We start from the raw sequence: 25,612 nt of genomic DNA on the forward strand, positions 1-25,612 counted from the left end.
TTCATACCTTCTAATTTTTTTGATAAAATTGTTCATTAATAAAATCACTAATGTAATTTAACATGCCGATCACTAAAAATAGTACCATACCTGGTGGAATCATTTGCCAAGGATTTATCACACTAACCTCTCTAGCATCGTTTAGCATAGTCCCCCACTCTGGCGTTGGGGGTTGTATCCCTATTCCTAAAAAAGATAATGCACTAATACTCATCACTACTGTGCTTAAATCCAAAGTAGCGTAAACGATAATACTTCTTAGTAATTGTCGTAAGACGTGATGATAGTATATCCATAACTTATTTTTTCCAGATCCGACAGAAAATAACACATAATTTTTACTCCGAATGACTTTTATCTCAGAACGTATCATTTTTATATACCAAGGCCACCGAACTAGTGTTAATGCCAAAATAATTGTTAACATACTCGGTCCTAATATTCCTATCATAATAAGAGACAGCATTTCACTTGGTAGAGACAACAACCAATCACAAATTTTAACAATCATACGGTCAAATATACCATCTGACATGCCAGATATACTTCCAAAAATAACGCCACCTAGAATAATCGAAATAACAATTAATATTGATAATAATATTGTTGTTCTTCCACCAAAAACAATTCTAGAAAAAATATCTCTACCTAATAAATCTGTTCCTAATATGTGCTGAAAAGATGGTTTCAATAGTTTATTCGGAATATCTTGACTATTTGGATCGTGCACCGTAACATACGGAGCAAAAACAATGCAAAGTAATAATAAAATTAAAATAATACTGAAAACTAAAAGTAGTTTATCAGTTTTTATTTTTTTAAATTTTCTCATACACTGCCTCTTTCTGATAACCTTGGATCAATATATGTCATTAATTTTTCTACAATCATACCACTAAAAACAAAAAACAAAGCTGTTAACACGATATATGCTTGTAAAACTGGAATATCTCTATTATGTATAGCGTTAATACACAATAACCCTAATCCTGGCCAAGCAAAAACACTTTCTACTATAATACTTCCTGCAATTAATTTAGGGATACTCATTCCAATTGACACTAATGATGATTTTAAGGAATTCTTTAAAATGTGACGTCCTATTTTTTTTTGAGAAAAACCTCTTACTTTATAATAATTCACATATTGTTGTGTTCTATTTTGGATAAATTCATTTCTAATTAGGCGTATATACGATGACGAATACACTATTGATAACGTAATCGCAGGTAGAATAACAGAATAAAAACCATCAAATCCTCCTGTTGGAAACAAATTATATTTCACCGAAAATAATGAAATCAACAAGATACCTAACCAAAATGACGGAACAGCACTTAATATAAAACTCAATACTCTCATTATTTTTTCAAACCAATGATTATATAGATGAACCATTAGCATACTAAAAATAAAACAAGTAATTAGAATAAAGACAACTGTCATAATCATCAAAATAAAAGTATAAGGAAAAGCATCTAAAATCATATTTTTTATGTTTTTACCTGAAACATAACTCAATCCAAAATCACCTTGTATCGCATTTCCTATCCATTTCAAATACCTTATAAAAAAAGGTGTGTCTAATCCAAGTTCATGACGTCTTTGGATAATGTTTTCTTGTGTCGGTGTAATTGCCTGTACTCGTAGTGATGTTTCAGCTGGATCTTTAGATAGATAAGTCAGTAAAAAAAATGGGATAAATGACGTTAAGAACACTATGCCAAAAACCTTTATAATCAAAGATAATATTCGTTTAATCATAACATCACGCTCTATTTCCTTATCATTGTTTTTTAAATGACATTTTTTCAAATGGGATTTCATATTGAGAATCATTAAATTCTATATTTTTTAAATCTGATGAACCAATCGCTTTTGTTTTTGAATAAGAAATAGGAATATAAACACATTCGTCATTAATATAAGAAAGAATTGTTTTGTAGTCTTCCTGTCTTTTTTCTTCATTAGGTTCAATCATCACTTCAGTAATTAAGTTATCTAACCATTTTTTCTTCTCTAAACCTAATTGTGCTTGGTAATCTCCATGAGCTGGTATTCTCCATGAAGAAACATATGATTGTGGATCATAAGGTGTCCCCCATGATAATGAGTATTGTAAATCAAACTCGCCACTTTTTTGTCTATCTAAAAAATTTTGTTTTTCTTCAGATATGATAGTAACGTCTACCCCCACATTTTTTAAATCAGATTGAATAGATTGTGCTATTAATCCTTCTTGGGCATTTTGAGAATTATATGAAAATGTTAATAATAATTTTTCACCATTTTTATAACGAAAACCATCGTCACTAGTTTTCCAACCAGCATTATCTAGTAATTTTTTTGCATTCTCTATATCAAAAGCATAGTGTTTTAAATCAACATCTGAATAGGGGGCCGTTTTTGGTAATAAGGTTTGTGCTTCGTCTTCTGCACCATTTAGTATTCCTTTAACAATATTTTGTTTATTAACAGCTTGAGTAATGGCTTCTCTGACATTTTTATCATTTAAATTAGGTCTCTTACTATTTAATAAAATTGCACGTGATGCAACAGGTTTACTAAATAATGTTTGGAATTTTTTATCTTTTTCCATTTCAGTAAACGTGTCCATACTTAATTGATCACCATCTGATCCATATATCAAGTCAATATCCCCTTTTTTTAATGATAACAACAATGACTGAGTATCAGGTATTACTTTCCACGTTATTTCTTCAATTTGAGGTTCTTGTCCCCAATAATGATTATTTTTTTTAAAGACTGCTACTTGACCATCTTTATGACTCTCAAGAACATATGCTCCAGTACCAATATAGTCTGTTACACCGTTTTTTGTTTCGTTATTTTCAAAACATTTAGGTGAAATAAATCTGAATGGTCTTGTTAATCCTAATTCAACTAAAGTAGGGTAATATGCATGTTTTAATGTTAATTTAAATGTATCATTATCAATGACTTGCGTATTATCTATTTCATTAACCATATCAAGCCATGCATGTCTTTCACGATTGCTTAATATAGCATCAAAATTTTTCTTAACAGCCTCTGCATTAAAAGGCTCACCATCTGAGAATGTCACACCTTTTCGTAAGTGAAATGTATATTCTTTACCATCATCTGAGATGTCCCAACTTTCTGCTAAAGCTGGAATGACTTTACCATCTTCATTTTTAGTCAGTCCTTCAAAAACCATGTTTTGAGCAGCCATTTCTCCATTGTAAAGATGGGGATTGATATCTCTAACATCTTTTGTACTTCCATAATTTAAATTTGTTTTGCTCGTTTGTGCTTCTTTTTTACCACAACCGGTTAATAATACTATTGACATTAAAAATACAAAAAAACCTAAAAACCTGCTTCTATTCACTTAAATCATCCTCCAAAGTATTATATTCAATCTACAACACAAATATAACACATTTGTAATAAAATAAACTTTTAAAATATTTTATTTTATCTTTAAAACACTTTTTACATAAAAAGAATTAATTAGTTGCTTTAATCAAAAAAATAGGAGAAAACATGCAATTTACTTGTTGTTCTTCATTCAACAAATAATTATTTAAATTATGACGAACAGAAATATCACTTATATTTAAAGACTTTAGTATATCAATATCCCACTGTGGTCTATCTATTTTAGACATCGGCATCTTTCTTGCTAATTCTTCCATACGTTGAATATCAGTCATTTCATATAAATCTTTCACATCGTAATTTTTAACTAGACGTCTAGCTTCATTGTATTCTTGTCTAACCTTTTCATCATATAAATAGTGATACCAGTTAGAATCAAAATTCAATAATATACCTCCAGGTTTTAGCACTCTCACCCATTCTTGGTAAGCTTTTTCTGGATTTTCTAGATTCCATGTAACATTTCGAGTTACAATAGCGTCATATTCATTTTCATCAAATAATAATTCTTGAGCATCCATCAATTGCCACTCTATCATTGATGATAGATGACCTGCATTATATTTTGCTTTTGTTAACATCTCTTCGGTCATATCAATAGAAGTTACTTCATAACCCAAATCAGCTAAAATGATTGATAAAAAACCAGGACCCGTCCCAATATCCAGCACTTTTTTTACTTTGATATCACTAGTTAGCAACTCTTGATGAATATAATCTTGCCAAATTTTTTTTTGTTCCCCTAGTAATTCATCTTTATGTTGTTCAGCATATGTTATTGAGCGATCAGCCCAATAGTCAATCATTTCTTTTTTAAAATCTTTCACTACCATATGCGTTTCCTCCATTATTAATCTATTTAAAATAATGGTCATTTTTATTTAATTCTAACTCTGGCAGTTCAAATACTAATGACCTAAAAATGTTTAATGCATGCATCAACACTTTTCTATTTTTTTCACCCTTATCACTCATTGTTCTTAAAATAAATCCTGGTTTCTCTAATGTTGATAGACCAAAATCTACCTCAATCTGTAACGTAGAAAGCTTTTCTTTTATTTTTTCTATCACATCATTCGTACAAAGATGACTAATCACGACTAAACTATTGTAGTTTTGATGGCCTTCAAAAAAACCTAACTGTCTCATATCATCTTTTTCAGGTGTTAAAAATGAGTGATCATTATAGATTAATTTTTTATCCATATAGATACTTGTCTTCATTTGAACGCTAGAATATTGAAAGTCCTTCTCATCTTCAGACCATCCAGCAGTCACACCATCAATTAAAGCCAGTGTTGAAGTAGGTGTCATATGAATCATTGTCTCTTGAGAATACACAGCGTTTTTATATGGAATAACCTCATCTGTTAAATATTCTAAAAAACTATTTTCTTCTAAATGAATAGATACCTTCTGACCAGTTTCTATTCTGTTATCGCATTTATAAACATAAGTAGGTGCTTGAGACGTTACAATTACATGAGAATGACTTAATAGTGTCACATTGACTTCATATGTTTCACCCTCAATAAATCCACCACCAGTATTAATTAAAAAATAGTAGGGTGTATTTTCATATGGTAAATGGACATTAGAGGATACTCTAGAATTTCCTTCATGATATATCCTCTTAGCAATTGTTCTTCCATTTATTTCAGAAAAAATCAAATCTATTAATCCATCTGATTTATTTTTCATTTTACAAACCTTCTAACAATACATTTTTTTTAATCCAATCATATACAGCATCCAAACCGTCTTGATCTTTTAAGTTAGTAAATAAAAATGTATTATCATCTCTAAAGACTTCTGTATCTTTTTTCATCACATCTAAATCTGCCCCTACATAAGGTGCTAAATCTACTTTATTGATAATAAAAAGATCACTTTTAATCATACCTTGACCAGCTTTTCTAGGAATCTTTTCTCCTTGAGCAACGTCGATAATGTAAATAGATGAATCCACTAACTCTGGGCTAAAAGTTGCCGCTAAATTATCTCCACCACTCTCAAGAAAAATAATATCTAAATCTTCAAATCTATTTTTTAACTCCTCAATAGCAGAAAAATTCATGGAAGCATCTTCCCTAATAGCTGTATGAGGACATCCTCCTGTTTCCACACCAATAATTTGATCTTCGTTTAACACAGAATTGTTCACTAAAAACTTGGCATCTTCTTTTGTATAAATATCATTTGTAATAACTGCTACATTTAATTCTTCATTCATTTTTCTAACTAATCTTTCGATTAATAACGTTTTTCCAGATCCTACAGGACCTCCAACGCCAATTACTACTGTTCTTTTCATCATAATGTCCTCCTATGACATAAATAGTCTAAATATTTGTGTTTCATGCTTAATTTGAGATAGTTCTATTCCAGGGACATTAGCTCCTAAATAATTTGAATCTAAATCTTTTATTTCCTCAATTATGTCTTTTAGTACTGTAAAGGTTCGTTGTAAGACTAGCTGACCTATCTTTTGACCTAAGGGAATAGCTCTTACTGCATTTTGGATCATGGTAGAATTAATACTATATCCATATAAGAAAATAGATTCATTTTTCTCTAATCCTTTAATATACGCAAAAATAGCAAATACTATAGCAGGGTTACCATAAACTTCTTTCGATTGAATCAATTCTGCATATTTTGTAATTAAAGGAATATCATGTAATATTTGGATTAAATCTATCATTTGTTTGGCTATCATTTTTGTCCCATTTCTTGTTTCAACTGATTGAGAGGAACAAGTAATTAATTGATCATAAAACCATATTTTATCTATTTCATCTTTTTCTAACGCATCAAAACATAACGAAATAAGTAATCCTTCCCCATACTTAAATTGTGTTTTCAAATACGTATCTAGCCATAATTCAAAATCTTCGGCATTATCTACTTTGTCCGTTCTTAAATAATTTTCCATACCAAAAGAATGATTAAACGTTCCTATGGGAAATGTCGAATCACACACCTGTACAACGTCTAAATAATTTTTAAATGATTTATTGTTAATGTACATGAGACAAGTCCACGTGTTTTAATGGTTTTTTTAATTGAATCACATCAATGCGATAATCAACAGATTTGGCATCAAGTAATTCGACAACTGTCGGATCAAACTCTAAAACTATTTGTCCATCTTCTACGACAACAGGTTTATGAGTATTTCCTAACATATGAGCAACCTCTCCCATTTCATCAATTGTTGAAGGACTGACTATAATCATTTTTTCTGAACGGACTGTAACGAGTAATACATTATGATCATCGATAAAAAATATTGCTCCATTACTTAATTTTTCACTATCTTCTGATAAGTTAATCCCATAATCATTGCCATGATCAGACGTCACACGTAGTATTTTCTTATTCAATTCATCATGAGTTAAAGATACCGTTTCGACATGAAATGTTTCTATATCATTTACTTCATCTATTGTTGTATCTATTTTATTAAAAATCATACTTTTTTTACTCCATTTCTTTAAAAGAATAGATGATAATGTGAATCATCCTAATTACTATTATTCCTATTCACATTTATCATCTAAAACTACATTCAACTATTTCATTTTAGAATAAATAGTATCTTTGACTTAATGCTACTTGATCAATTGGTTCACATGTAATCAATTCATCATCGATTTTTACATCGAATGTTTGTGGATCTACTGAGATAGTTTTTGGGCTATAATTATTTAATTTCATATCTCGTTTCGTTAAGTTTCTTGTATTATGTACTGGAAGAACTACTTTTCCTAAGTTAATTTGATCTTTAATACCATGTTCATAGGCATAAGTTGAAACAAACGTAATATTAGTTGTTTCAACCGCTTTTCCATAAGCACCAAAAAGATCTCTCATAAGTCTAGGTTGAGGTGTCGGTAAACTAGAACTTGCATCTCCCATAACACCGTAAGTAATCATCCCCATTTTCAATACCATTTTTGGTTTTGCCCCAAATTTAGCTGGTTCCCAGATAACTAAATCAGCAAATTTACCGACTTCAACTGATCCAATATAGTCTGATACACCATTAGTAATAGCTGGGTTGATTGTATATTTTGCAATATAGCGTTTTATACGATTATTATCATTAAACTCGCTATCACCTTCTAACGGTCCACGTTGTTTTTTCATTTTATCTGCTAATTGCCAACAACGCATTGCAACTTCACCAACACGTCCCATTGCCATCGCGTCTGATGTCATGATACTTAAAGCTCCCATATCATGTAATACATCTTCGGCTGCAATAGTTTGTTTACGTACACGTGATTCAGCGAACGATACGTCCTCAGGTAATTTTGGATCTAAATTATGACAAACCATAACCATATCAAATAACTCACTAATCTCATTTACTGTGTATGGATTTGTTGGATTAGTTGAAGAAGGTAACACATTATCATGCCCTGCTACAACCATAATATCTGGAGCATGACCTCCACCAGCACCTTCAGTATGGAACGTATGAACTGTTCTTCCTGCAAACGCATCAAGTGTATTCCCTACAAATCCACCTTCATTTAATGAGTCAGTATGCACAGCAAATTGTACATCATATTCATCAGCAGCTTTTAATGAATTATCAATACCTGCACTAGTTGCACCCCAATCTTCATGGGTCTTAATTGCCATAGCGCCTGCTTCAATTTGCTCAGCGATAGTTTCTGGCGTAGCACCAGATCCTTTTGCCATAACACCAACGTTAATTGGTAAATTTTCAGCTGATTGTAACATTTTTTCGATATGCCATTTACCTGGAGAGGTTGTCGCTGAATTCGTTCCATCAGCTGGACCTGTCCCTCCACCAAATAGTGTTGTGATACCATTATCCAACGCTGCATGAGCTAATCCTGGTGAAATAAAATGCACATGGATATCTAAACCTCCTGCAGTAACAATTAAACCTTCTGCAGATATTGCTTCAGTACTTGCACCAACAACAAAGTCAATGTTATCCATGTTGTCTGGATTTCCACCTTTACCAATTGCGATAATTTTTCCATCACGAATACCAATATCTGCTTTGATAATTCCTGTGTAGTCTATAATTGTCGCATTAGTAATAATAGTATCCACTACTAGAGGATTTGAACGGCGTGTTTCTGTCGCACTAACGCCCATTCCATCACGTAATACTTTTCCTCCACCAAATTTACTCTCTTGACCATGAACTGTATAATCTTTTTCGATAGCTGCAAATAAATCAGTATCTCCTAAACGAATGCTATCTCCTATCACAGGGCCAAACATTTGTGAATATTTTTTTCTATCTAATTCAAAACTCATATTTTTCCCTCTTTTCTATCTTCTATTTATTTCGATCATCATCTAAATAGCCATTTACTTTATCGTTGAAACCAAAGATACGACGTTTTCCACCTAGATCAATTAAATTCACTTTTCTCACTTCACCTGGTTCAAAACGGACAGCAGTTCCTGCTGGTATATCTAATCGTTTTCCTCTAGCTTTATCTCGGTCAAATTTTAATCCTTCTTCATTCGCTTCAAAAAAATGAAAATGAGAACCTACTTGAACAGCTCTATCTCCAATATTTTTAACTTCGATAGTTATTGCTTCATAGCCTTCATTACAAAGAACTGGATCTTTTGCTAATTTATATTCTCCTGGTATCATAATGTATTCCCCCTTATAATTTTTATTGAATTGGATCGTGAATCGTTACTAACTTAGTTCCATCTGGAAAAGTTGCTTCAACTTGAATCATAGGGATCATTTCTGAAACACCTTCCATCACATCATCTTTTGTTAAAAGAGTTCTCCCATCATTCATCAGCTCAGAAACTGATTTTCCCTCTCTAGCTCCTTCTAGAACTAAATCAGTAATTAATGCGATACTTTCTGGATGATTTAATTTAATTTTCTTTTCTCTCCGTCTATTTGCTATCATAGCTGCTAAACTGATCATCATTTTTTCTTGTTCTCTTGTTGTTAATTGCATGTTCATTCCCCTTTCATACTATTTTGGCCACATACTTAATAACATTAAAAATCCTGGTATCCAAGCTGTTACTATGCCTTCGCCAACGGCTAAATAGCCAACGAATTTACCAAGATCTTTCCCTAATGTGTTTTCGATAAAACCTGTCAACCATAAAATCCCCCATAGGAACCAGATAATTCCATATAAAGAATTTCCACCATACCCTGAAAAACATAGTATTCCAGCTGGTATTGAGTTAATAGCGACAAATAAACTAAACCAGCCATATAATCTTTGGTCTAAATTAAAGATTGAATTGATTGCTGTATACAGATAGGTAAATGCAAATAACAATCCTGTAGCACTTGCGTAAAACCATGAAGCATCTTTATTAGCAATAATTCCATAGGATAGGGCAACAATGTTTAATATTAAACTGAGCCCACCTGTAAAAAGATTCATTACTACAATAGATTTATCTTTTATTCCTTGTAGTCGGTACAACCCATTACTTATTAGAACCATACCTACATAAAGTAAAATCACACCAAGCATTAGTTTTCTCACCTCTTTTCTAAATATGATGTGCTAATCATTTAAAAAACTTTTAGCAACTTATAATAGATTAAAATTTAAAATTAACTTTTTTTGGAGTATTCTTTTGTTTTTTTGTTATTTTATAAATATAAAAAAAGTTATATTAAAACGTCTTACTAATTTTCGATTTCTTATATTTGTTGATTATATAGACTAAAATCGGACATTATTTTAATTTTTATGTTTTTTTGTATGACTTATTAGCAATTTTTAAAAATATATTTTGAATTTTTTGAGAATGTTTTTTCAAAAAAAGATACTTTTTTCCCCATATGATGATTGGATTTATGAATAAAGATACAAAAAAACACAGGAAAGCGACATTTGCTTTCCTGTGTTTTTCACTATTATTTATTTTATTTTCTTTTCTGACTAGACTCCATAATCACTGGTAAAATAACTGGTCGACGTTTCGTTTGTTCGTAGAGATAGCGACTTAACTGGTCTCTTATCTCTTGCTTCAACACACCCCAGTCAAAATCTTGCTTTTCAAGATTTTCAAGGACGACTGTCTCTACAATATCGCCACTTTCTTTCATCAAATTATTACTTGATTTCATGTAAACAAACCCACGTGACGTGATTCTAGCTGGAGAAATAATTTTTTTCTCGCGACGACTAATCGTAATGGCTGCGATAATAATACCATCTTCAGATAAAATTTTTCTATCTCTTAAGACAATATTTCCAATGTCTCCTACACCGAGTCCATCTATCAAGATATTTTCGACTTCAATAGAGCCTGTCATTCTCAATCGACCTGTTTCAAATTCTAAAATATCTCCTTTACCTAAGATAAAGATGTTTTTAAATGGAATACCTACTTGATTTGCCAATTCAGCATGTTTAGCTAACACTCTGTATTCCCCTTGAATAGGGATAAAGAAGGTTGGTTTCATTAGGTTTAACATCAATTTTAAATCATTTTGGTTAGCATGTCCTGAAACTTTCACTGTATCTGAAATAGTTTGGACTGTTCCACCTGCGCGATAAACCATGTCTTCTGTTTTGGCTACCATTGTTTCAACAGCAGTTGATGGTGTTGTGGTGATGTAGATTAGGTCGCCTTCTGTTATACGGATAAAACGGTGACGTCCACTCGCCATTTTTTGCAATGTGTTTAATGGCTCACCCATACGACCAGTTTCTAAAATAACTAATTCATGTGGTTCTTTATGTTTCATTTGTTTTTCTGTTATTATCAACTCATCATTTGGTAATGTTAGTTTTCCTAGACGAATCGCTGTACGAACAATTTGCTCAACATCTTTTCCAGTTAGAACAACAAATCGCTCACTCAAATAAGCTGCGTCAAATACTTGTTGGATGCGTTGCAAATTACTTGCCACACTAGCCACAATAATGCGACCTTCCCAATATCTAAATGTATCGACTACCTCATCAGCCACTTCATTTTCAGAAGCAGATAATATATTACTCTCGGCGTTAGTTGAGTCACTTAGTAAAGCTAATACACCTTTTTTACCAATCTCTGCTAATCTAGCAAAATCTGTTTGGTACATTGGACTTGCACTTTGATCAAACTTGAAATCCCCTGTATAAACGATTTGCCCTTCTCCAGTTTTTAACACAATTCCCATAGAGTCTGGAACAGTATGAGTTGTTCTAAAGAAGCTCACTTCTGATTTGCTGAATTCAATGATTGTGTTTTCATCAATCACGTGGAAATCATCAAAATCTTTTGTGTTAGGGTAATTTTTCACATTAATTTTAGCTAGTTCAATTGTTAATTCAGACCCAAATACTGGTACTGAAACTTTTTCTAATAGATAAGGTAGGGCCCCAATAGCGTCTGCATGTCCGTGACTTAGAAATACTCCAGCAATCTTATCTTGACGTTCAACTAAATAAGAAAAATCAGGGATTACCATATCAATTCCTAATTGTTCATTTTCTGGGTATTTCAACCCACAATCCATTACAAAAATTTCTTCCTCAATTTCTGCTATATAGATACTTTTCCCGTTTTCTCTAACTCCTCCTAGAGGAATTATTTTTACTTCACTCACTAATTCTCCACCTCAATTATGCTATATAATTCTTTATATATAGCTCTTTCATTATTTTTCTTGTTCACGATCTATATTTATCAATAACTTGCCATAAAATAATTGCTTACCTGTCACTCAAACGAATTATTTCGACTTGATAAATTTTACACGTCTTAAGTTGATACCATTTTATCATAAAAAACAAAAAATTTCTGTAAGATATACTTTCTCACTCATCTATTATGAAAATACTAATTACTCTTCAATGTGTTTATTCCATTGCGTGATGATGTCTTTAAATTTTATGATAAATAAATCAATTTGTTTTGTCGTTAGTCGTGAGACATTCACTCGGCAGCTTTGCATTTCTTTACTCATCACAAATCCTGGCAATACAGCAATAGAGTCTTTAATTAACAAACGCCAATCCTCTTTTATCAGCGTGCGCTTAGTATAGGTCAACCATATATAATAGCCACCTTTTGGCATCGTATAATCAAGACTAGAACTTAATTCTTTTTTGATGGCCTCAATAAAATACCTCATTCTCTCTTCTAGAGTCTGACGTAATACCATCAATTTTTCAGAAAACTCTGGGTCTGAGACGGCATATGATGCCATGACCTGAGGAAAAATATTTAACTGGGTTTCATATTCATCTCTTAGCTTTGCAACTTCATCCAGCACATAAACAGGTGCTTCAATCCATCCTAATTGCATTCTACTACCTAGTATTTTCGACAACGACCCAATGTAGATAACTAATTGAGGAGATAATTCTTTAAGTAACGGTATTCTACTAGGAGCTTCATAAGCTAACTGGCCAAACACATCATCTTCAATAATCGGAATGCGATATAGCTCACACAATGCTATTAATTTTTTTCGTCTAGTCAAACTCATCGTGGTACCTGTTGGATTTTGAAAGTTCGGATTAGTTAAGATAAGTTGGATACTCTCTTTTTTTATTGCATCCTCTAACTCATTCAAACACAAACCATCTTTATCAATTGGTATCCTAACTACTTTAATCGACATGGCATTTAAAACAGAAATGCCATTAAAAAAAGACGGATCTTCCAATGCCACAGTGTCTCCCGGTTTTAGTAAAGATTGGATTAGTAATACTAAACTTTGTTGTCCACCAGCTGTTAACATGATTTCTTCGATTTTTGGTTCATACGAATACATTTTGCCTACCAATGTCGCAATATTTTTTCGAAGTGGCTTATATCCAAGTCTAGATACTTCTACAGATAAAAATGATTGCCAATTTACATTAGGCAAACTGATATTAGGAATTAAATTATAAGGTAACTCACCACTATAAGCATCTAATACACTTGACGCGTCCATTTTTATCATCTCTTCGACTTTTGTCATGTAATCATTTTGTTGGTATTTTTGATAATTAAACTGAATTCGCTCTCTCAAATGATTAACCGTCTGTGCTTCGGACTGGCCAATAACATACGTTCCACTGCTCGCTCGTTTTTCGACAAACCCTTCAGCATTTAACTCATCATAAGCTCTTACAACGGTACTGCGATTGACACCTAGTTGATTAGCTAACTCTCTTTCTGATGGTAGTCTAAAATTTTCGTACAGAATACCTTCATCAATTTGATAAATCAATTGATTCATAATTTGTCGATACAATGGCGTATTGGTTTCTCTTTCTAATATAATATTCATTATCTCACCTCTTTGTATCAGTATATCATAAATTGGATGGGTCCAATTTTTTTTAATTGGCTCTAGGTTTTTAAAATCAACATGGTACACTTTACTACAACATCAACAAGGAGTGTTCACTATGGTAAAAAAAATATTAACCGTTGCTGGCTCTGATGCAGGAGGCGGAGCAGGAATTCAAGCAGATTTAAAAACATTTGAAGAATACGGGACATTTGGGATAAGCAGTATCACCAGTATTTTAACCGTTGATCCCAAAACAAAAAAACCATCCATTTACCCAATCCCGATTGATATTGTGGAAAAAGAACTCGATACTGCCTTTTCTGGGGGCGCGCTTGACGCATTAAAAATCGGGCTATTAGGTAGTTTACCAGTCATTGATTTACTCGAACATTATTTAGTCAAAGTAAATCAAAAAAATATCGTTTTAGATCCTGTGATGGCTGTTAAAACAAATAAAGATGTGTTACAACCTGAATTGGTCAATGGCATGATAAAAAAATTGATGCCTTTAGCAGATATTGTGACACCAAATCTTGTCGAAGCCTGTATATTGTCTGATATGCCGACAATTGAAACAGAAGAAGACATGACGAAAGCTGCCAAAAAGATTTTCGACCTTGGGCCAAAATCTGTCATCATCAAAGGGGGCGCTCGTTTTAAAGGAGACGTTGCAACGGATTTATTTTATGATGGTGAACAGCTTTTGTTTATCCACGAAGACAAGTTAGATACTGTTACAAACCACGGAGCTGGATGCTCCTTTGCAGCGGCTATTACTGCAGGACTTGCAAAAGGATTAACCCTTGAATCAAGTTTTAGGTTAGCTAAAAAATATGTAACAAGTGCAATAAAACATGGACTATATTTAAATGACTTTACAGGATATGTTTGGCATGGTGCCTTTTTAGAGGCAACAAATAGAATGACTTTAGGAGATGATTAGTATGACTAGTACAAGATGGAGTATAAAAGAAACCACATTAATGGGATTATTCGCGGCTTTAACGGTTGTTGGGACAAGTATTCGTGTCCCACTACCAGCCCTTGTAGGAAATCCATTTTTTCACTTTGGCTTACCGATTTTATCGTTAGCAGTGTTAACGCTAGGCTTTTTTAAAGGATCTTTGGCCGGTGGAATTGGTTTTGCTATTTTTGATATTTTAAATGGATTTGCCGCTGAAGCACCTTATTTCGTGTTAGAAAGTTTTGTCGTTGGTGCTGCTCTTAGTTTGGCTTATTCACGACTTCAAAAATATAACGACAAAGTTTGGTTTATTCCAACGATTATGTTTTTTGCAGCCATCGCTAAAATCATCATGACTTTTCTAAAAAATTTAGTCATTCAACTCATGATGGGAAATGCGTTTAGCGTGTCTGCATTTGCTAGTTTTTCAACACTTTATATTACCGTTATTAACGCTATTGCCGCCATTATCATTGTGTCATTACTTTATAAACCGGTAAAAGCTCTTACAAGTAAAATGTTGTACTAAATAAAAAAGTTGCCCTAATCGGCAACTTTTTTTGTGTATCTTACTCCAATTCCTGTTAGGGCACTTACTATAGAGAATACTGGTGACAATAAACTAAAGAAAACAAACGGCATATAACTCATCGTTGGTACGCCAAATGTATTAGCAACAAAACTTCCGGCAATCCCCCAAGGAATTAAGTAATCGATTACCGTTCCTCCATCTTCGAGCGTTCGACTCAACACAACTGGATCTAAATCCATTTTTTTATAAACATCTTTAAAAGCATTTCCTGGTAAAATTACTGATAACAATTGCTCCCCGATAAAAATATTTACCCCGATACTAGATAACAAACTAACAATAATTAATTGTTTTGGTGAATGAAGTGTTTTCGCTACAGCTTCAATCACTGTTGTCACTAACCCAATTCGCATCAAAATACCACCAAGTGATAAGGTTAAAATAATCAATAACACTGTAAACGTCATGCTGTTAATCCCACCACGCGTTAGTAACATGTCCACTTGTTCATTCCCTGTTTTAGAAACAAACCCATTTTCAATAACACTGGATAAATTAGCCAAATCAACTGAACCTTGTTGGATAATAATCATCACAACAGCTACTACTACATTTAATAAAATCGTCATGATCGCTGGAAGTTTTTTCCACGCACAGACTAGCATCAGTAAAATTGGAATGAGCGACCACAAAGATATATGAAAATTGGTTTCCAAGACTTGCGTCACTTCTTTAACATTTGTCAATTCAGCTGTCGCATCAGATTTTCCAATAACCGTAAATAATATCAATGATACTAAAAATGCTGGAATTGTTGACCACATCATATTTTTTATATGGTCAAATATATCTGCTTCTACCACAGCTGAAGCTAAATTAGTTGATTCAGACAGTGGCGACATCTTATCACCAAAAATCGCTCCTGAAGCTATTGCTCCAATAATTAAAGGAGGGTTTAACCCCAGTGTCACACCAATTCCAAAAAAAGCAATACCGATAGTCGACATGACGGTAAAGGCACTCCCAACGGCACTCCCGACAATAGCACAAACAAGAAAAATAGATGGAATAAACCACTTCACACTTAATAATTTAAATCCGATTACCATAATGGTTGGGATAATACCAGCTTGTATCCAGACGGCTATAAGTGCTCCAACAAGTAAAAAGATAAAAATTGGAATAATCCCCGGTTTTAAGCCGCTTACAATACCTTCGTTGACCCACTCTAATGGCATTTTTCTCATTACCATGTAGCCAATTGTCAACGCAACCGCAAATAATATCACCACATTAGGTGACAATTTAAACACAATAACGCCTAATGAAATACAACATAAAATAATTAATAACACAACACTTGCTTCTAACAAGCCAATCTTTTTCTTCATGATTTTTCCTCTTTTCATTTAATAAATTAGTTAGTTTATTAAATAAAACGATATCGTATCATTCCACCACAGCTCATCTTCATTCTCCTTTATACACTAAAAAAGTCACCCGTATGCTATTACACATAAGGGCGACTTTTTCGCGGTACCACCTTAATTTAAAGATAATATATCTATCTTCATCTCTTAATTTATTATTTAATTATCTATCATTTTAAGTGTAATTCAGAAAAATAAGTTGGTTCGATTTTCAGCAACCATCGACTTTCTAAACACAGTTCTTATTCCCTACTGGCAAAAAATGTAAAACTTTTATTCATACTATCGAGTTATTGAATAAAAGTCAACCCTTTAATTTTTATACCATAAAAAATGACTCACTTTTTCATCGACTTCTTTGTTTTCATGTAAGCCACTATGGTCGGCACCTGTAATGATGACATGCTCCACATTATTTCCATTATTCATTAACATCATGTTAACGGACAAGGCACTACTCAACGGGACTACTTTATCGCTCAAATCATTTTCAGATAATTTACCAGCAATTAATAACACGTCCACGTCTTTTGGCATACCATCTAACTCATTTTCATAAAGAATAAAACGTTCACTTCTTTGACTAGGTCCTGCTATTAGTAAATCATCTAGACTTTGACTATCAAACGTATCTAAAAACTCATTAAATGGTGAACCTATAGCAACAAATTTATTTACTTTAGGAAGTGTTGTGTTTGTGCTATCTTGTAATAAATACCTGAATTCACTGATGCCACCCATTGAATGACCAACTAGATTGACTGTTTTCACTTGATAGTTTTCTTGGAGAAACACTAAAACAGCTTTTATCCAAGCAGCTTGTTCCCACTCATTATTTCGATTGTCTTCAAATAATACTTGAACCATCGGATTGTCTTTAGAGAAATGACCATCCTTCAATGCTTTTTTCTCACTTACAACGCCATCTTTTGACACAGTTAATACTAATGATTTTTGTGCCACTTCTTGATTAGTAAAACGGTTCAACATGCCACCTAAAGAGTGCTTTCCACCGCCAGCACCATGTAGAAATATAGTAGGGACATCAAAGTATGCAACATCTACTGCCTTTTCTTCCGAAGACAAAGGTTTCACTGAATTATTGAGTCGACAACCTGATAATATCAAGATAAGTATACCCATTAACAAAATAAACTGCTTTGAAATACGCAATAGAAAACCTCCTTAAATGACCTATATTAAAAAGAAAAACCGATAAAAATATCGGTTTTACAGTTTATCTACTTGATCAAAGTCCAATTCTGTACTTGTTTCACGACCAAACATGTCAATATTTACTTTTAGTTTTTGTTTTTCTAGATCGATTTCTGTAATTTCTCCTGTTAATCCAGAGAAAGCACCTTCTGTAATCGTCACTGTTTCGCCTAACTCAACGTCTAAGTCAGTTACACGTTTACTCATACCTAATTTACCAAGTATGTGTGTTACCTCTTCTGGTAACAATGGTGCAGGTTTACTTCCTGCTCCGTGTGAGCCGACAAATCCTGTCACTCCCGGTGTATTACGTACAATATACCAAGATTCATCTGTCATAATCATTTCAACTAACACATAACCAGGGAACGTTTTTTTAGCTGTAATTTTTTCTTGCCCATTCTTTATTTCTCTTTCTTCCTCTTCCGGAACAACCACACGAAAAATAAAATCTTCCATTCCCATACTTTGTGCACGAGATTCGATATTTGTCTTTACTTTGTTTTCATATCCTGAATATGTATGTAATACGTACCACTGTCTTTCAAACGATTCCACAGAATTCAACCATCCTTTTCATGATAAAATAAAAAAACCTCAGAGAGCCGAAGTTTTTCTTTCAATTAATTGTAACACTCAAATATGCTTTTTTCTAGTAATTTTTACAGACCTTTAAGACCTATGTAAGAAATTTTCGCTAATAAAAAGTCAACTGCTGCAAAGAATAACGCAAATAAAATAGTTGATTGGATGACAGTAATCACATCTTTAACTAATTTTTTACGTGTTGGCCATGTTACAAGTTTCATCTCTTCAATAACACTTTTTAAGAATTTCATTTTGTCTCCTCCTAAGATAAGTCTTTTTTATTTTGTTTCTTTATGTACTGTATGCTTTTTACAATACTTACAGAATTTCTTCACTTCTAATCGCTCTGTACGTTGTGAATCACTAACTGCTTTTGAGTAATTACGCGAACCACATACGGTACAGGCAAGTGCTGATTTTTTTTGAGCCAAGGGTAGAATCCTCCCACTATATTAATAACTTTTAAAGTATAACGTTTATTATAATTTTTGTCAAACTTGTTCGTTTACTGAACAGAATTATTGTTCTTTTATTTAACCGTTTATTTATGGTATTATTAGGTTGTAATTAAAAATGAAGGGAGCTACATATTATGTTAATTGAATCAGTCTGTATTCCAAAAAGATTACTAACAACAGTTAGTGAAACTTGTACGCTAGAAGATGCGTTGAATATCTTAGAAGAGTCTGGTTTCCGTTGCGTCCCTGTACTTGACGAAACAGGAAAATTCTTTAGAGGAAATATCTATAAAATGCATATATATCGTCACAAATCAAATGGTGGGGACATGAGTTTACCTGTCACACATTTGATTAAAAATGCGACAAAATTTATTCATTTGAATTCATCTTTCTTCAAAATATTTTTCACAATTAAAGAGTTACCATACATCGCTGTTTTAGATGCAAACGATCAATTTTACGGCATTCTAACACATAGTAGTTTATTAGGTATCTTATCTCAGTCATGGAACGTTAAAGAAGGACGCTTCGCATTAACGATTGCTTCTACTGGTCGCAAGGGTGACTTGGCAAACATGACAAAAGTTATTTCGAAATACTCTGATATTGCAAGTTGTATCACACTTGATGTTGGTCGTGACGAGTACATCCGTCGTACAATTATTACACTACCAGCTGACACAGATAAAGAAACATGTGATTTAATCATCAAAGCACTAGAGAAAAAAGATTTCTTTGTTGCTCAAGTTGAAGATTTACAACAGCCTTTAAGCTAAAAAATAAGCCAGTAAGAAAAATTCTTACTGGCATTTTTTTATTTAAATTTATCAAAGTGAACGACTTTATTAATCCCATACATGATGGGCGCTGAAATACTCATAATGATTAATTCACTCAAAAATAGTGAGCCATATGTTGCCCAGAAAAAGTTTGAGCCAATTGATTGATTAGAAATAATACAAATCATAATGGCAATTAATATCATACTCACTGAAAAAGCAATCGTATTGATAACCATTCGTGTTTTCTCACTCTTAATCCATCTAGCAGAAAATGCTGTGATACTTAGAGCTAGTAATGTCTGACCTCCACCAAACAAGACATCCATCATGCCTCCTTCAGCAAAGAGTAAATTAAAGGTGACCACCCCTAAAAATATACCCCATAATAATTTTTTATTAAATACTACAAGATGATTCAGACTCTCTGAAACCCTAAATTGAATAGGTCCTTGAGCGATAGGTGCAACAACAAGTGTTAATACAACGTATAACGCTGCAATTAACCCGTTGACAACTAATACGGTTGTCTTTGATCGTGATACTGATTTTTCCATTTTTCTTTTCTCCCTTCCTAGTTTTGATATCGCAGGATGGTATGAACGAACTGCGGTTATAAAACATAACGATATTATCCTACTCTTTGTTGCACAAAATGTCAAAATTTTCTGTTATGATAGTAACATAACTAACTAAAAGGAAGAAAAATATGTCATTGATTATCAAAAGAATAAACGCCATTACACCTATACATTTAGCACTTTTGAAAGAAGCAGATCCTGATAAACATATGATTAATTCTTATATTTCTCGTGCTTTTTTGTTCGAATGCCTTTATAATAATAAAATTGTAGGAATTCTTGCGTTGGGAAAAATAAATCAAGATTCACTAGAAATTTTAAATATATCTGTTAGCGACACGCATCAAAATAAAGGAATTGGTTCTAGCCTTCTTGATTTTGCAGATGTGTTTGCTAAAAAGAATCATTATGTCATACTTGAAGTTTGTACAGGTTCTACTAGTATCTGGCAACTTTATTTTTACCAAAAACATGGCTTTCGTATCATCAGTGTGCAGCCTGACTACTTTATCACTCATTATAAAAAACCAATATATGAGCACGGTATTCAGTTAAAAGACCGCCTTCGTCTGCAAAAGAAACTGTGATTGCATTGCCTTGTTTCACTAGAACCCGTCAAAATTTTAAGGAGTTGCTCTATGAAAAAATTAGTACTGCATTTATTAGTCAACCAGCATGCTGGATCTGGTAGAGGTGCTAGACAATATAAAGAAGTAAAGAACCAACTAACAGAAAAAGAGATTCCTTTTGAGTCCTATCTAACTGAGTACGCAGGACATGAAAAAGAAATTGTTGAGACTTTATTACAAACGACGCTTCAACCTTATGAGTCAGGTAAACCGTTTGATCACTTACTTGTTGTACTAGGTGGAGACGGAACACTTCACGAGGTCGTTAATGCCTTAAAAGAGTATCCAGATATTCCAATAGGGTATTTACCAAGTGGCTCTGGAAATGACTTTGCACGCGGTGTTGGGGTTTCTCGTAAAATTAATCAAGCATTAGAACAGCTGCTATCAGTCACTCACCCAACCTCAATCAGTTTGATGCAAGCAATAGATGTCGAAACAAACGACACTCGTCTGATACTAAATAACGTTGGCGTCGGGATTGATGCAAAAATTGTGGCAACAGCGAATCATTCAAAAGCTAAATCTTTACTGAATCAATTAAAGCTTGGATCGTTGTCTTATGTTAGTGCGGCATTATCGTCTATTTTTAAACAACCCTCTTTTCCTTTAATTGCTGAAACAAGCACTGAAAAGAAAGAATTTAAAAAAGCTTTTTTATGCACCACAACAAATCATCCCTATTTTGGTGGTGGTGTTGCGATTGATCCCACTGCATCTGCTTATACGGATGATATTCACTTAATCATTGTGGAAAAAATATTTCCTTTGTCACTTGCGTGGTTAATTATTAAACTATTTTTCAAACAACATTTGACTTCACCCTACCTTCACCGATTTGTCGACTCAGAACTTACTTTAACTTGTCCTATCGCTCAAGTTGGCCAAGCTGATGGCGAAGAATTAGGAGAGCAAGAGTTTAAACTACGATTTAAAACGACGCATAGACTATTTTGGATGTAAAAAAATAAGCCATGGCTACTAAAACCATCGCTTATTTTTTTGTATTAAAATCATAAGGTGAAACATGTTCCATCCCTATCATTGGATCAATTTCTGTAAAATTATCTAGTGTCAAAACATATTTCTTAGGCAATGATGTCTCTTTTTCCTGTTCAAAAAGAGAGACTTCTTGCACAATTTCCTTTTTCGGAATGTTAGCTGTTTTTTCTTCCACCAAATGTTTTAAATTTTCTTTTACCTCTTCTTCTTTTTCAAGTAGGTAATTTTCTTCTTCAGCTTTTCGTTTATCAAGTGAGTCTTCACTTTCCATCAAACGTTCTGCTAAAGTTGTTTGGCGTTCTAGTGTTTGACTTTCAATTGCTCGAACAAACGCATCAGGTTCACCAAGTAAAATTAAAAAATCGCGACTTCGCGTCACAGCTGTATAGAGTAGTTTCCTTTGTAACATCCGCCCATATTGATTTACTAATGGTAAAATAACCATTTGAAACTCACTACCTTGAGATTTATGAATCGAGCAAGCATATGCTAACGTTATTTTTTGCCACTCATTCCGTTTATAGACAACTTCTGTTTCATCAAATAAAATTGTAATCTCATCAACTTTATCATCTGTGTCTTTTCCATAAGTAATCCCAACAATTTCACCCATATCACCGTTAAACACATTAACTTCTGGACTGTTCACTAAATGCAGAACCTTGTCGCCGATTCGATACACTTTATCAAGCCATTTTACTTCTTTTCTCTCACCAGTATCATTATTATTTAATATTTGTTGCATCATGATGTTTAATTGGTCAATTCCCGCTTTCCCACGGTACATCGGGGCTAGAACTTGTACTTCTTGATTAGAAAACCCTTTATCTTTTGCTCTGGAAACCACTTGTTCCACCACTGATTCAATTTGATTTACTTGACATTGGATAAATGATCGGTCTTTTTTATTTTCAGTTAAATCCTTAGGCACCTCACCATTTTTTATATGATGTGCTAATGAGATAATCGACGACCCATCATCTTGGCGGTAAATATCTACTAATTCTTTTTTAGGAATCTCTTCTACTCTTAATAAATCAGTCAAAACTTGCCCAGGCCCTACTGATGGCAACTGATCTTTATCACCCACAAAAATGACTTGCATGTTATTTGGCACGGATTTGAGTAACGTATTAACTAACCAAGTATCAACCATCGACAACTCATCGACAATTAATAAGCCACCTTCTAATTCTCTAGCTTCGCCAATCGCTTCTTTTTCTCGACCGGTCAATCCTAACAAACGATGAATAGTACTAGCCGGTAAACCAGTCATGTCATTCATTCTTTTAGCCGCTCGTCCCGTTGGCGCCGCTAAAAGAATCGGGAACACTTTTTGTGTATAATCTTCTAAGTTTAACGATAAACCATTTAATTCAGCATACAAAGAAACCAAGCCATTAATAACGGTCGTCTTTCCTGTTCCTGGACCACCCGTTAAAATAAAAAAGTGCGACATAATCGCTTCTTTTAAGGCATCTTTCTGACTTTTACCATATTTGATATCCGTTCGTTTTTCTATCATTTCGATGGTTTCATCAATTTCTTTTTTCTTATATGGTAATTTTTTCTTTTTTTCTAACAATCGTTTGATTGAAGCCGCTGTACCTATCTCAGAAAAATATAATGATTTTTCAAATAATCGTGTTCCCTCTTGAATAATCGCACCTTCTTCTGATAAAGCAAGAACTTCTTCTGCCACCAGTTCTGGATTAATTTCAACAGGGCGACTACTCTCTAAAACTTGCAGTGATGCTTCTAATAATTGTTTTGCTTCCATATAGGTATCCCCTGCATTTAAACAACCTTGATACAATTCATGAATAAGTGCTGCTCTAATACGTGAGGGAGACGTAGCTGAAATACCTATTCTCTCAGCTAACATATCCGCCTTTTTAAAGCCAACCCCTTCAATATCTTCAACTAATTGATAAGGATTTTCTTCAATTATTTTTAATGTATCACTTTTATAAAATTGATAAATAGAAAATGCCAACTGATTACCAAATCCATAACGATTAAGCCCCACGACAATTTGTTCCATCCCATAATTTTCTCTAAGTGACGTTACTAAAACATCTTTTTTCTTTTGATTTAATCCAGATACTCTATCAAGTAAATCGGGATTTTCTAAAATATCATCAATCGCAGATTCACCTAACAGTTCAACAATCGTCTCTGCCGTTTTTTTCCCAATTCCTGGAAATTTACTACTAGAAAGATAATTAATCAAGCCTTCAGTAGACGTTGGTTTATCTTGCTCATATCGTTCTACTTTTAATTGTTCGCCGTATTTGGGATGGTTGACTACCTCACCATAAAAACAATATGGTTCGCCTTCTTGTATTTGACCAAATGTCCCAGTGACAACAATTTCATCGCCATCATAAGATGTGTTGGTTTCTTTTACTTTAACTAACATGACCTTATAAAAGTTTGTCGCATTTTCAAAAAAGATGGCTTCAACACTTCCCTTTAAAAAAGACATGTCTTCCAAATTATCCATTGTTATCACCTCAACATTTCTATAATTTATAGAAAATCTGTGTTATTCCATTCATCTAATGTAAATTTATCACCATCATAAGATAACACTGTTACACTGTTGTTATCAATCATGCCTTCTACTTCACGTATTCTTTCTATCGGCACTCCTAAAAGAGTACGCACACAAGCAATCAACATGGCTCCATGTCCCACAAATAATAATGGTCCATCTTTTGTTTCCGCTATAGCATCCTTGACAACTCTTGTGCTTCTATCTATCATTGATTGGTAATCTTCGCCATTAAAAGGAGTCGGATCATACTTATCTGGATGATTTCTAAGATAAAACATTTCATCAGGAAAACGAGTTTTTGCTTCTAAAAACTTTTCACCCTCTAAGTCACCAAAACTTAGCTCAACAAAACCTTCTCTTTCATACATAGGGATTGCTCTATCGAATTGAGAAACAATGCCCTCAGCCGTCTCTTTCGCACGTTTAATTGGACTAGTATAAACCGCTTCAAATGGAATATCTTTTAAAGCTAAGCCACACTTTTTCATATCTTCATAACTTTGTGGTAATAAGGGAGAATCTTTTACACCTTGTAAGCGATCATCTAGATTCCACTCTGTTTTTCCATGACGGACAAAATATAATTTCAAATCTTTCACTCCTAACTTAATTTATCATTCTCATAAATATGAACTGTTTCTAAATTGGGAAATCCTTGTTGTCTTAATGCTTCATAAACGACCAAAGCAACAGTGTTAGAAAGATTTAGTGAACGTACATGTTCATCATTCATCGGAATACGAATGCATTTTCCCTCGTTTTCTCTCATAAAACTTTCAGGTAAACCAGTTGTTTCTTTTCCAAAAATAAAGTAATGGTCGACCTCATTATCAAAGGACACATCACTATATGTATTTCTAGCAAATTTTGTCACCAAATGTAGTGGAGACTCTCCTATTGATGCTAAAAAGGCTTCTAAGTTTTTATGGTACGTAATATTTACATCATGCCAATAATCAAGACCTGCACGTTTCAAGTGTTTGTCATCAGTTGAAAAACCCAAAGGCTCAATCAAATGCAACGGTGAATTGGTTGCAGCACATGTTCTAGCTATATTTCCAGTATTTGCTGGTATTTGTGGTTCAAATAATACGATATGATTCATTTTTGGGTCTCTTCTTTCCTATTTTTTTGCATAAAAAAAACGTATCGTCTCGGTGTCAATCCACTGCGAG

28 protein-coding genes are annotated in these 25,612 nt (G+C 33.3%); 5 read left to right on the top strand and 23 right to left on the bottom strand.

The features are described from left to right. Positions 1–10: 10 nt before the first annotated feature. The 14 genes from DW196_RS04275 to DW196_RS04340 all read right to left on the bottom strand — a co-directional run bounded on the left by DW196_RS04275 (position 11) and on the right by DW196_RS04340 (position 13,690). Positions 11–832, bottom strand: a complete 822-nt coding sequence (locus tag DW196_RS04275) for an ABC transporter permease (RefSeq protein WP_071457467.1) — start codon at positions 830–832, stop codon at positions 11–13. Beyond that, on the bottom strand, positions 829–1,764 hold the full coding sequence (locus DW196_RS04280; RefSeq protein ID WP_071457875.1) for an ABC transporter permease: 936 nt from the start codon (positions 1,762–1,764) through the stop codon (positions 829–831). Before DW196_RS04280 ends, DW196_RS04275 begins: the two co-directional genes overlap by 4 nt. Positions 1,765–1,786: 22 nt before the next feature. Beyond that, a complete protein-coding gene (nikA, locus tag DW196_RS04285; RefSeq protein ID WP_199566559.1) occupies positions 1,787–3,373 on the bottom strand; it encodes a nickel ABC transporter substrate-binding protein in 1,587 nt (528 codons plus the stop codon). Positions 3,374–3,491: 118 nt separating this feature from the next. Further along, the gene (locus DW196_RS04290; RefSeq protein ID WP_158563517.1) at positions 3,492–4,256 is read right to left on the bottom strand and encodes a class I SAM-dependent methyltransferase; all 765 of its coding nucleotides are present in this window, start codon (positions 4,254–4,256) and stop codon (positions 3,492–3,494) included. Positions 4,257–4,278: 22 nt separating this feature from the next. After that, positions 4,279–5,124 (bottom strand): urease accessory protein UreD, encoded by an 846-nt coding sequence (locus DW196_RS04295; RefSeq protein WP_118250362.1) that lies wholly within the window; start codon positions 5,122–5,124, stop codon positions 4,279–4,281. A gap of 1 nt (position 5,125) precedes the next feature. Continuing rightward, a complete protein-coding gene (ureG, locus tag DW196_RS04300) occupies positions 5,126–5,740 on the bottom strand; it encodes an urease accessory protein UreG (RefSeq protein WP_187363576.1) in 615 nt (204 codons plus the stop codon). A gap of 9 nt (positions 5,741–5,749) precedes the next feature. Continuing rightward, positions 5,750–6,454, bottom strand: coding sequence for an urease accessory protein UreF (locus DW196_RS04305; RefSeq protein ID WP_071457471.1), 705 nt, complete (start codon positions 6,452–6,454; stop codon positions 5,750–5,752). Then, positions 6,444–6,899 carry an urease accessory protein UreE gene (locus tag DW196_RS04310; RefSeq protein WP_071457472.1) on the bottom strand — a complete coding sequence of 152 codons (456 nt, stop codon included), beginning with the start codon at positions 6,897–6,899 and terminating at the stop codon, positions 6,444–6,446. Before DW196_RS04310 ends, DW196_RS04305 begins: the two co-directional genes overlap by 11 nt. A gap of 109 nt (positions 6,900–7,008) precedes the next feature. Next, positions 7,009–8,730, bottom strand: a complete 1,722-nt coding sequence (ureC, locus tag DW196_RS04315) for an urease subunit alpha (RefSeq protein WP_118250363.1) — start codon at positions 8,728–8,730, stop codon at positions 7,009–7,011. Positions 8,731–8,752: 22 nt separating this feature from the next. Further along, a complete protein-coding gene (locus DW196_RS04320; RefSeq protein ID WP_071457474.1) occupies positions 8,753–9,079 on the bottom strand; it encodes an urease subunit beta in 327 nt (108 codons plus the stop codon). A gap of 22 nt (positions 9,080–9,101) precedes the next feature. After that, positions 9,102–9,404 carry an urease subunit gamma gene (locus DW196_RS04325; protein ID WP_071457475.1) on the bottom strand — a complete coding sequence of 101 codons (303 nt, stop codon included), beginning with the start codon at positions 9,402–9,404 and terminating at the stop codon, positions 9,102–9,104. Positions 9,405–9,422: 18 nt separating this feature from the next. Continuing rightward, positions 9,423–9,941 (bottom strand): AmiS/UreI family transporter, encoded by a 519-nt coding sequence (locus DW196_RS04330; RefSeq protein WP_071457476.1) that lies wholly within the window; start codon positions 9,939–9,941, stop codon positions 9,423–9,425. A 398-nt stretch (positions 9,942–10,339) separates the two neighbouring features. Continuing rightward, positions 10,340–12,013, bottom strand: a complete 1,674-nt coding sequence (locus tag DW196_RS04335) for a ribonuclease J (RefSeq protein WP_118250364.1) — start codon at positions 12,011–12,013, stop codon at positions 10,340–10,342. A gap of 237 nt (positions 12,014–12,250) precedes the next feature. Continuing rightward, on the bottom strand, positions 12,251–13,690 hold the full coding sequence (locus tag DW196_RS04340) for a PLP-dependent aminotransferase family protein (RefSeq protein WP_118250365.1): 1,440 nt from the start codon (positions 13,688–13,690) through the stop codon (positions 12,251–12,253). A gap of 121 nt (positions 13,691–13,811) precedes the next feature. Between DW196_RS04340 and thiD the strand changes: the two genes are divergently transcribed. After that, positions 13,812–14,639: a bifunctional hydroxymethylpyrimidine kinase/phosphomethylpyrimidine kinase gene (thiD, locus tag DW196_RS04345; protein WP_118250366.1), complete on the top strand. Its 828-nt coding sequence runs from the start codon at positions 13,812–13,814 to the stop codon at positions 14,637–14,639. A gap of 1 nt (position 14,640) precedes the next feature. Beyond that, a complete protein-coding gene (locus DW196_RS04350) occupies positions 14,641–15,189 on the top strand; it encodes an ECF transporter S component (RefSeq protein ID WP_118250367.1) in 549 nt (182 codons plus the stop codon). A 14-nt stretch (positions 15,190–15,203) separates the two neighbouring features. Here DW196_RS04350 and nhaC read toward each other — a convergent pair whose 3' ends face one another. From nhaC to rpmG, 5 genes are all read right to left on the bottom strand, one after another. Continuing rightward, positions 15,204–16,583 (bottom strand): Na+/H+ antiporter NhaC, encoded by a 1,380-nt coding sequence (nhaC, locus tag DW196_RS04355; protein ID WP_118250368.1) that lies wholly within the window; start codon positions 16,581–16,583, stop codon positions 15,204–15,206. Positions 16,584–16,934: 351 nt separating this feature from the next. Then, positions 16,935–17,795 (bottom strand): alpha/beta fold hydrolase, encoded by an 861-nt coding sequence (locus DW196_RS04360; RefSeq protein WP_118250369.1) that lies wholly within the window; start codon positions 17,793–17,795, stop codon positions 16,935–16,937. Between the two features lie 57 nt (positions 17,796–17,852). Beyond that, a complete protein-coding gene (nusG, locus tag DW196_RS04365; protein ID WP_071457482.1) occupies positions 17,853–18,395 on the bottom strand; it encodes a transcription termination/antitermination protein NusG in 543 nt (180 codons plus the stop codon). Positions 18,396–18,499: 104 nt separating this feature from the next. Then, a complete protein-coding gene (gene secE / locus DW196_RS04370) occupies positions 18,500–18,676 on the bottom strand; it encodes a preprotein translocase subunit SecE (protein ID WP_079345820.1) in 177 nt (58 codons plus the stop codon). A gap of 27 nt (positions 18,677–18,703) precedes the next feature. Next, entirely contained in the window at positions 18,704–18,856 is a 153-nt protein-coding gene (gene rpmG / locus DW196_RS04375) for a 50S ribosomal protein L33 (protein ID WP_071457484.1), read from the bottom strand. A 161-nt stretch (positions 18,857–19,017) separates the two neighbouring features. Here rpmG and cbpA point away from each other — a divergent pair, with 161 nt between their 5' ends. Beyond that, positions 19,018–19,662 carry a cyclic di-AMP binding protein CbpA gene (gene cbpA, locus DW196_RS04380; protein ID WP_071457485.1) on the top strand — a complete coding sequence of 215 codons (645 nt, stop codon included), beginning with the start codon at positions 19,018–19,020 and terminating at the stop codon, positions 19,660–19,662. Positions 19,663–19,700: 38 nt separating this feature from the next. Here cbpA and DW196_RS04385 read toward each other — a convergent pair whose 3' ends face one another. Further along, positions 19,701–20,222 (bottom strand): QueT transporter family protein, encoded by a 522-nt coding sequence (locus DW196_RS04385; RefSeq protein ID WP_071457487.1) that lies wholly within the window; start codon positions 20,220–20,222, stop codon positions 19,701–19,703. Positions 20,223–20,374: 152 nt separating this feature from the next. Here DW196_RS04385 and DW196_RS04390 point away from each other — a divergent pair, with 152 nt between their 5' ends. Together DW196_RS04390 and DW196_RS04395 are read left to right on the top strand one after the other, a co-directional pair. After that, positions 20,375–20,833: a GNAT family N-acetyltransferase gene (locus tag DW196_RS04390; RefSeq protein WP_118250370.1), complete on the top strand. Its 459-nt coding sequence runs from the start codon at positions 20,375–20,377 to the stop codon at positions 20,831–20,833. Positions 20,834–20,884: 51 nt separating this feature from the next. Beyond that, positions 20,885–21,838, top strand: a complete 954-nt coding sequence (locus DW196_RS04395; RefSeq protein WP_118250371.1) for a diacylglycerol kinase family protein — start codon at positions 20,885–20,887, stop codon at positions 21,836–21,838. Positions 21,839–21,869: 31 nt separating this feature from the next. Here DW196_RS04395 and DW196_RS04400 read toward each other — a convergent pair whose 3' ends face one another. The 3 genes from DW196_RS04400 to trmL are packed head-to-tail and all read right to left on the bottom strand — an operon-like array spanning position 21,870 to position 25,542. Further along, positions 21,870–24,383: an ATP-dependent RecD-like DNA helicase gene (locus DW196_RS04400; RefSeq protein WP_118250372.1), complete on the bottom strand. Its 2,514-nt coding sequence runs from the start codon at positions 24,381–24,383 to the stop codon at positions 21,870–21,872. 26 nt (positions 24,384–24,409) lie between these two features. Further along, positions 24,410–25,027, bottom strand: a complete 618-nt coding sequence (locus tag DW196_RS04405; protein WP_071457490.1) for a histidine phosphatase family protein — start codon at positions 25,025–25,027, stop codon at positions 24,410–24,412. Between the two features lie 11 nt (positions 25,028–25,038). Further along, a complete protein-coding gene (gene trmL / locus DW196_RS04410; protein WP_118250373.1) occupies positions 25,039–25,542 on the bottom strand; it encodes a tRNA (uridine(34)/cytosine(34)/5-carboxymethylaminomethyluridine(34)-2'-O)-methyltransferase TrmL in 504 nt (167 codons plus the stop codon). Positions 25,543–25,612 lie beyond the last annotated feature (70 nt).

It is taken from the genome of Vagococcus sp. AM17-17, from assembly GCF_003471765.1.
GTDB classification, from domain to species: Bacteria; Bacillota; Bacilli; order Lactobacillales; family Vagococcaceae; genus Vagococcus; species Vagococcus teuberi.

Bases quoted from the DNA above. Each gene is read 5' to 3' on its own strand.
- DW196_RS04290 (WP_158563517.1), bottom strand. From the start codon at position 4,256: ATGGTAGTGAAAGATTTTAAAAAAGAAATGATTGACTATTGGGCTGAT.
- DW196_RS04340 (WP_118250365.1), bottom strand. From the start codon at position 13,690: ATGAATATTATATTAGAAAGAGAAACCAATACGCCATTGTATCGACAA.
- ureG (WP_187363576.1), bottom strand. From the start codon at position 5,740: ATGATGAAAAGAACAGTAGTAATTGGCGTTGGAGGTCCTGTAGGATCT.
- cbpA (WP_071457485.1), top strand. From the start codon at position 19,018: ATGTTAATTGAATCAGTCTGTATTCCAAAAAGATTACTAACAACAGTT.
- ureC (WP_118250363.1), bottom strand. From the start codon at position 8,730: ATGAGTTTTGAATTAGATAGAAAAAAATATTCACAAATGTTTGGCCCT.
- DW196_RS04330 (WP_071457476.1), bottom strand. From the start codon at position 9,941: ATGCTTGGTGTGATTTTACTTTATGTAGGTATGGTTCTAATAAGTAAT.
- DW196_RS04400 (WP_118250372.1), bottom strand. From the start codon at position 24,383: ATGGATAATTTGGAAGACATGTCTTTTTTAAAGGGAAGTGTTGAAGCC.
- DW196_RS04280 (WP_071457875.1), bottom strand. From the start codon at position 1,764: ATGATTAAACGAATATTATCTTTGATTATAAAGGTTTTTGGCATAGTG.
- nhaC (WP_118250368.1), bottom strand. From the start codon at position 16,583: ATGAAGAAAAAGATTGGCTTGTTAGAAGCAAGTGTTGTGTTATTAATT.
- DW196_RS04395 (WP_118250371.1), top strand. From the start codon at position 20,885: ATGAAAAAATTAGTACTGCATTTATTAGTCAACCAGCATGCTGGATCT.
- DW196_RS04390 (WP_118250370.1), top strand. From the start codon at position 20,375: ATGTCATTGATTATCAAAAGAATAAACGCCATTACACCTATACATTTA.
- DW196_RS04275 (WP_071457467.1), bottom strand. From the start codon at position 832: ATGAGAAAATTTAAAAAAATAAAAACTGATAAACTACTTTTAGTTTTC.
- DW196_RS04295 (WP_118250362.1), bottom strand. From the start codon at position 5,124: ATGAAAAATAAATCAGATGGATTAATAGATTTGATTTTTTCTGAAATA.
- trmL (WP_118250373.1), bottom strand. From the start codon at position 25,542: ATGAATCATATCGTATTATTTGAACCACAAATACCAGCAAATACTGGA.
- secE (WP_079345820.1), bottom strand. From the start codon at position 18,676: ATGAAATTCTTAAAAAGTGTTATTGAAGAGATGAAACTTGTAACATGG.
- DW196_RS04350 (WP_118250367.1), top strand. From the start codon at position 14,641: ATGACTAGTACAAGATGGAGTATAAAAGAAACCACATTAATGGGATTA.
- DW196_RS04305 (WP_071457471.1), bottom strand. From the start codon at position 6,454: ATGTACATTAACAATAAATCATTTAAAAATTATTTAGACGTTGTACAG.
- thiD (WP_118250366.1), top strand. From the start codon at position 13,812: ATGGTAAAAAAAATATTAACCGTTGCTGGCTCTGATGCAGGAGGCGGA.
- DW196_RS04310 (WP_071457472.1), bottom strand. From the start codon at position 6,899: ATGATTTTTAATAAAATAGATACAACAATAGATGAAGTAAATGATATA.
- DW196_RS04385 (WP_071457487.1), bottom strand. From the start codon at position 20,222: ATGGAAAAATCAGTATCACGATCAAAGACAACCGTATTAGTTGTCAAC.
- DW196_RS04320 (WP_071457474.1), bottom strand. From the start codon at position 9,079: ATGATACCAGGAGAATATAAATTAGCAAAAGATCCAGTTCTTTGTAAT.
- DW196_RS04325 (WP_071457475.1), bottom strand. From the start codon at position 9,404: ATGCAATTAACAACAAGAGAACAAGAAAAAATGATGATCAGTTTAGCA.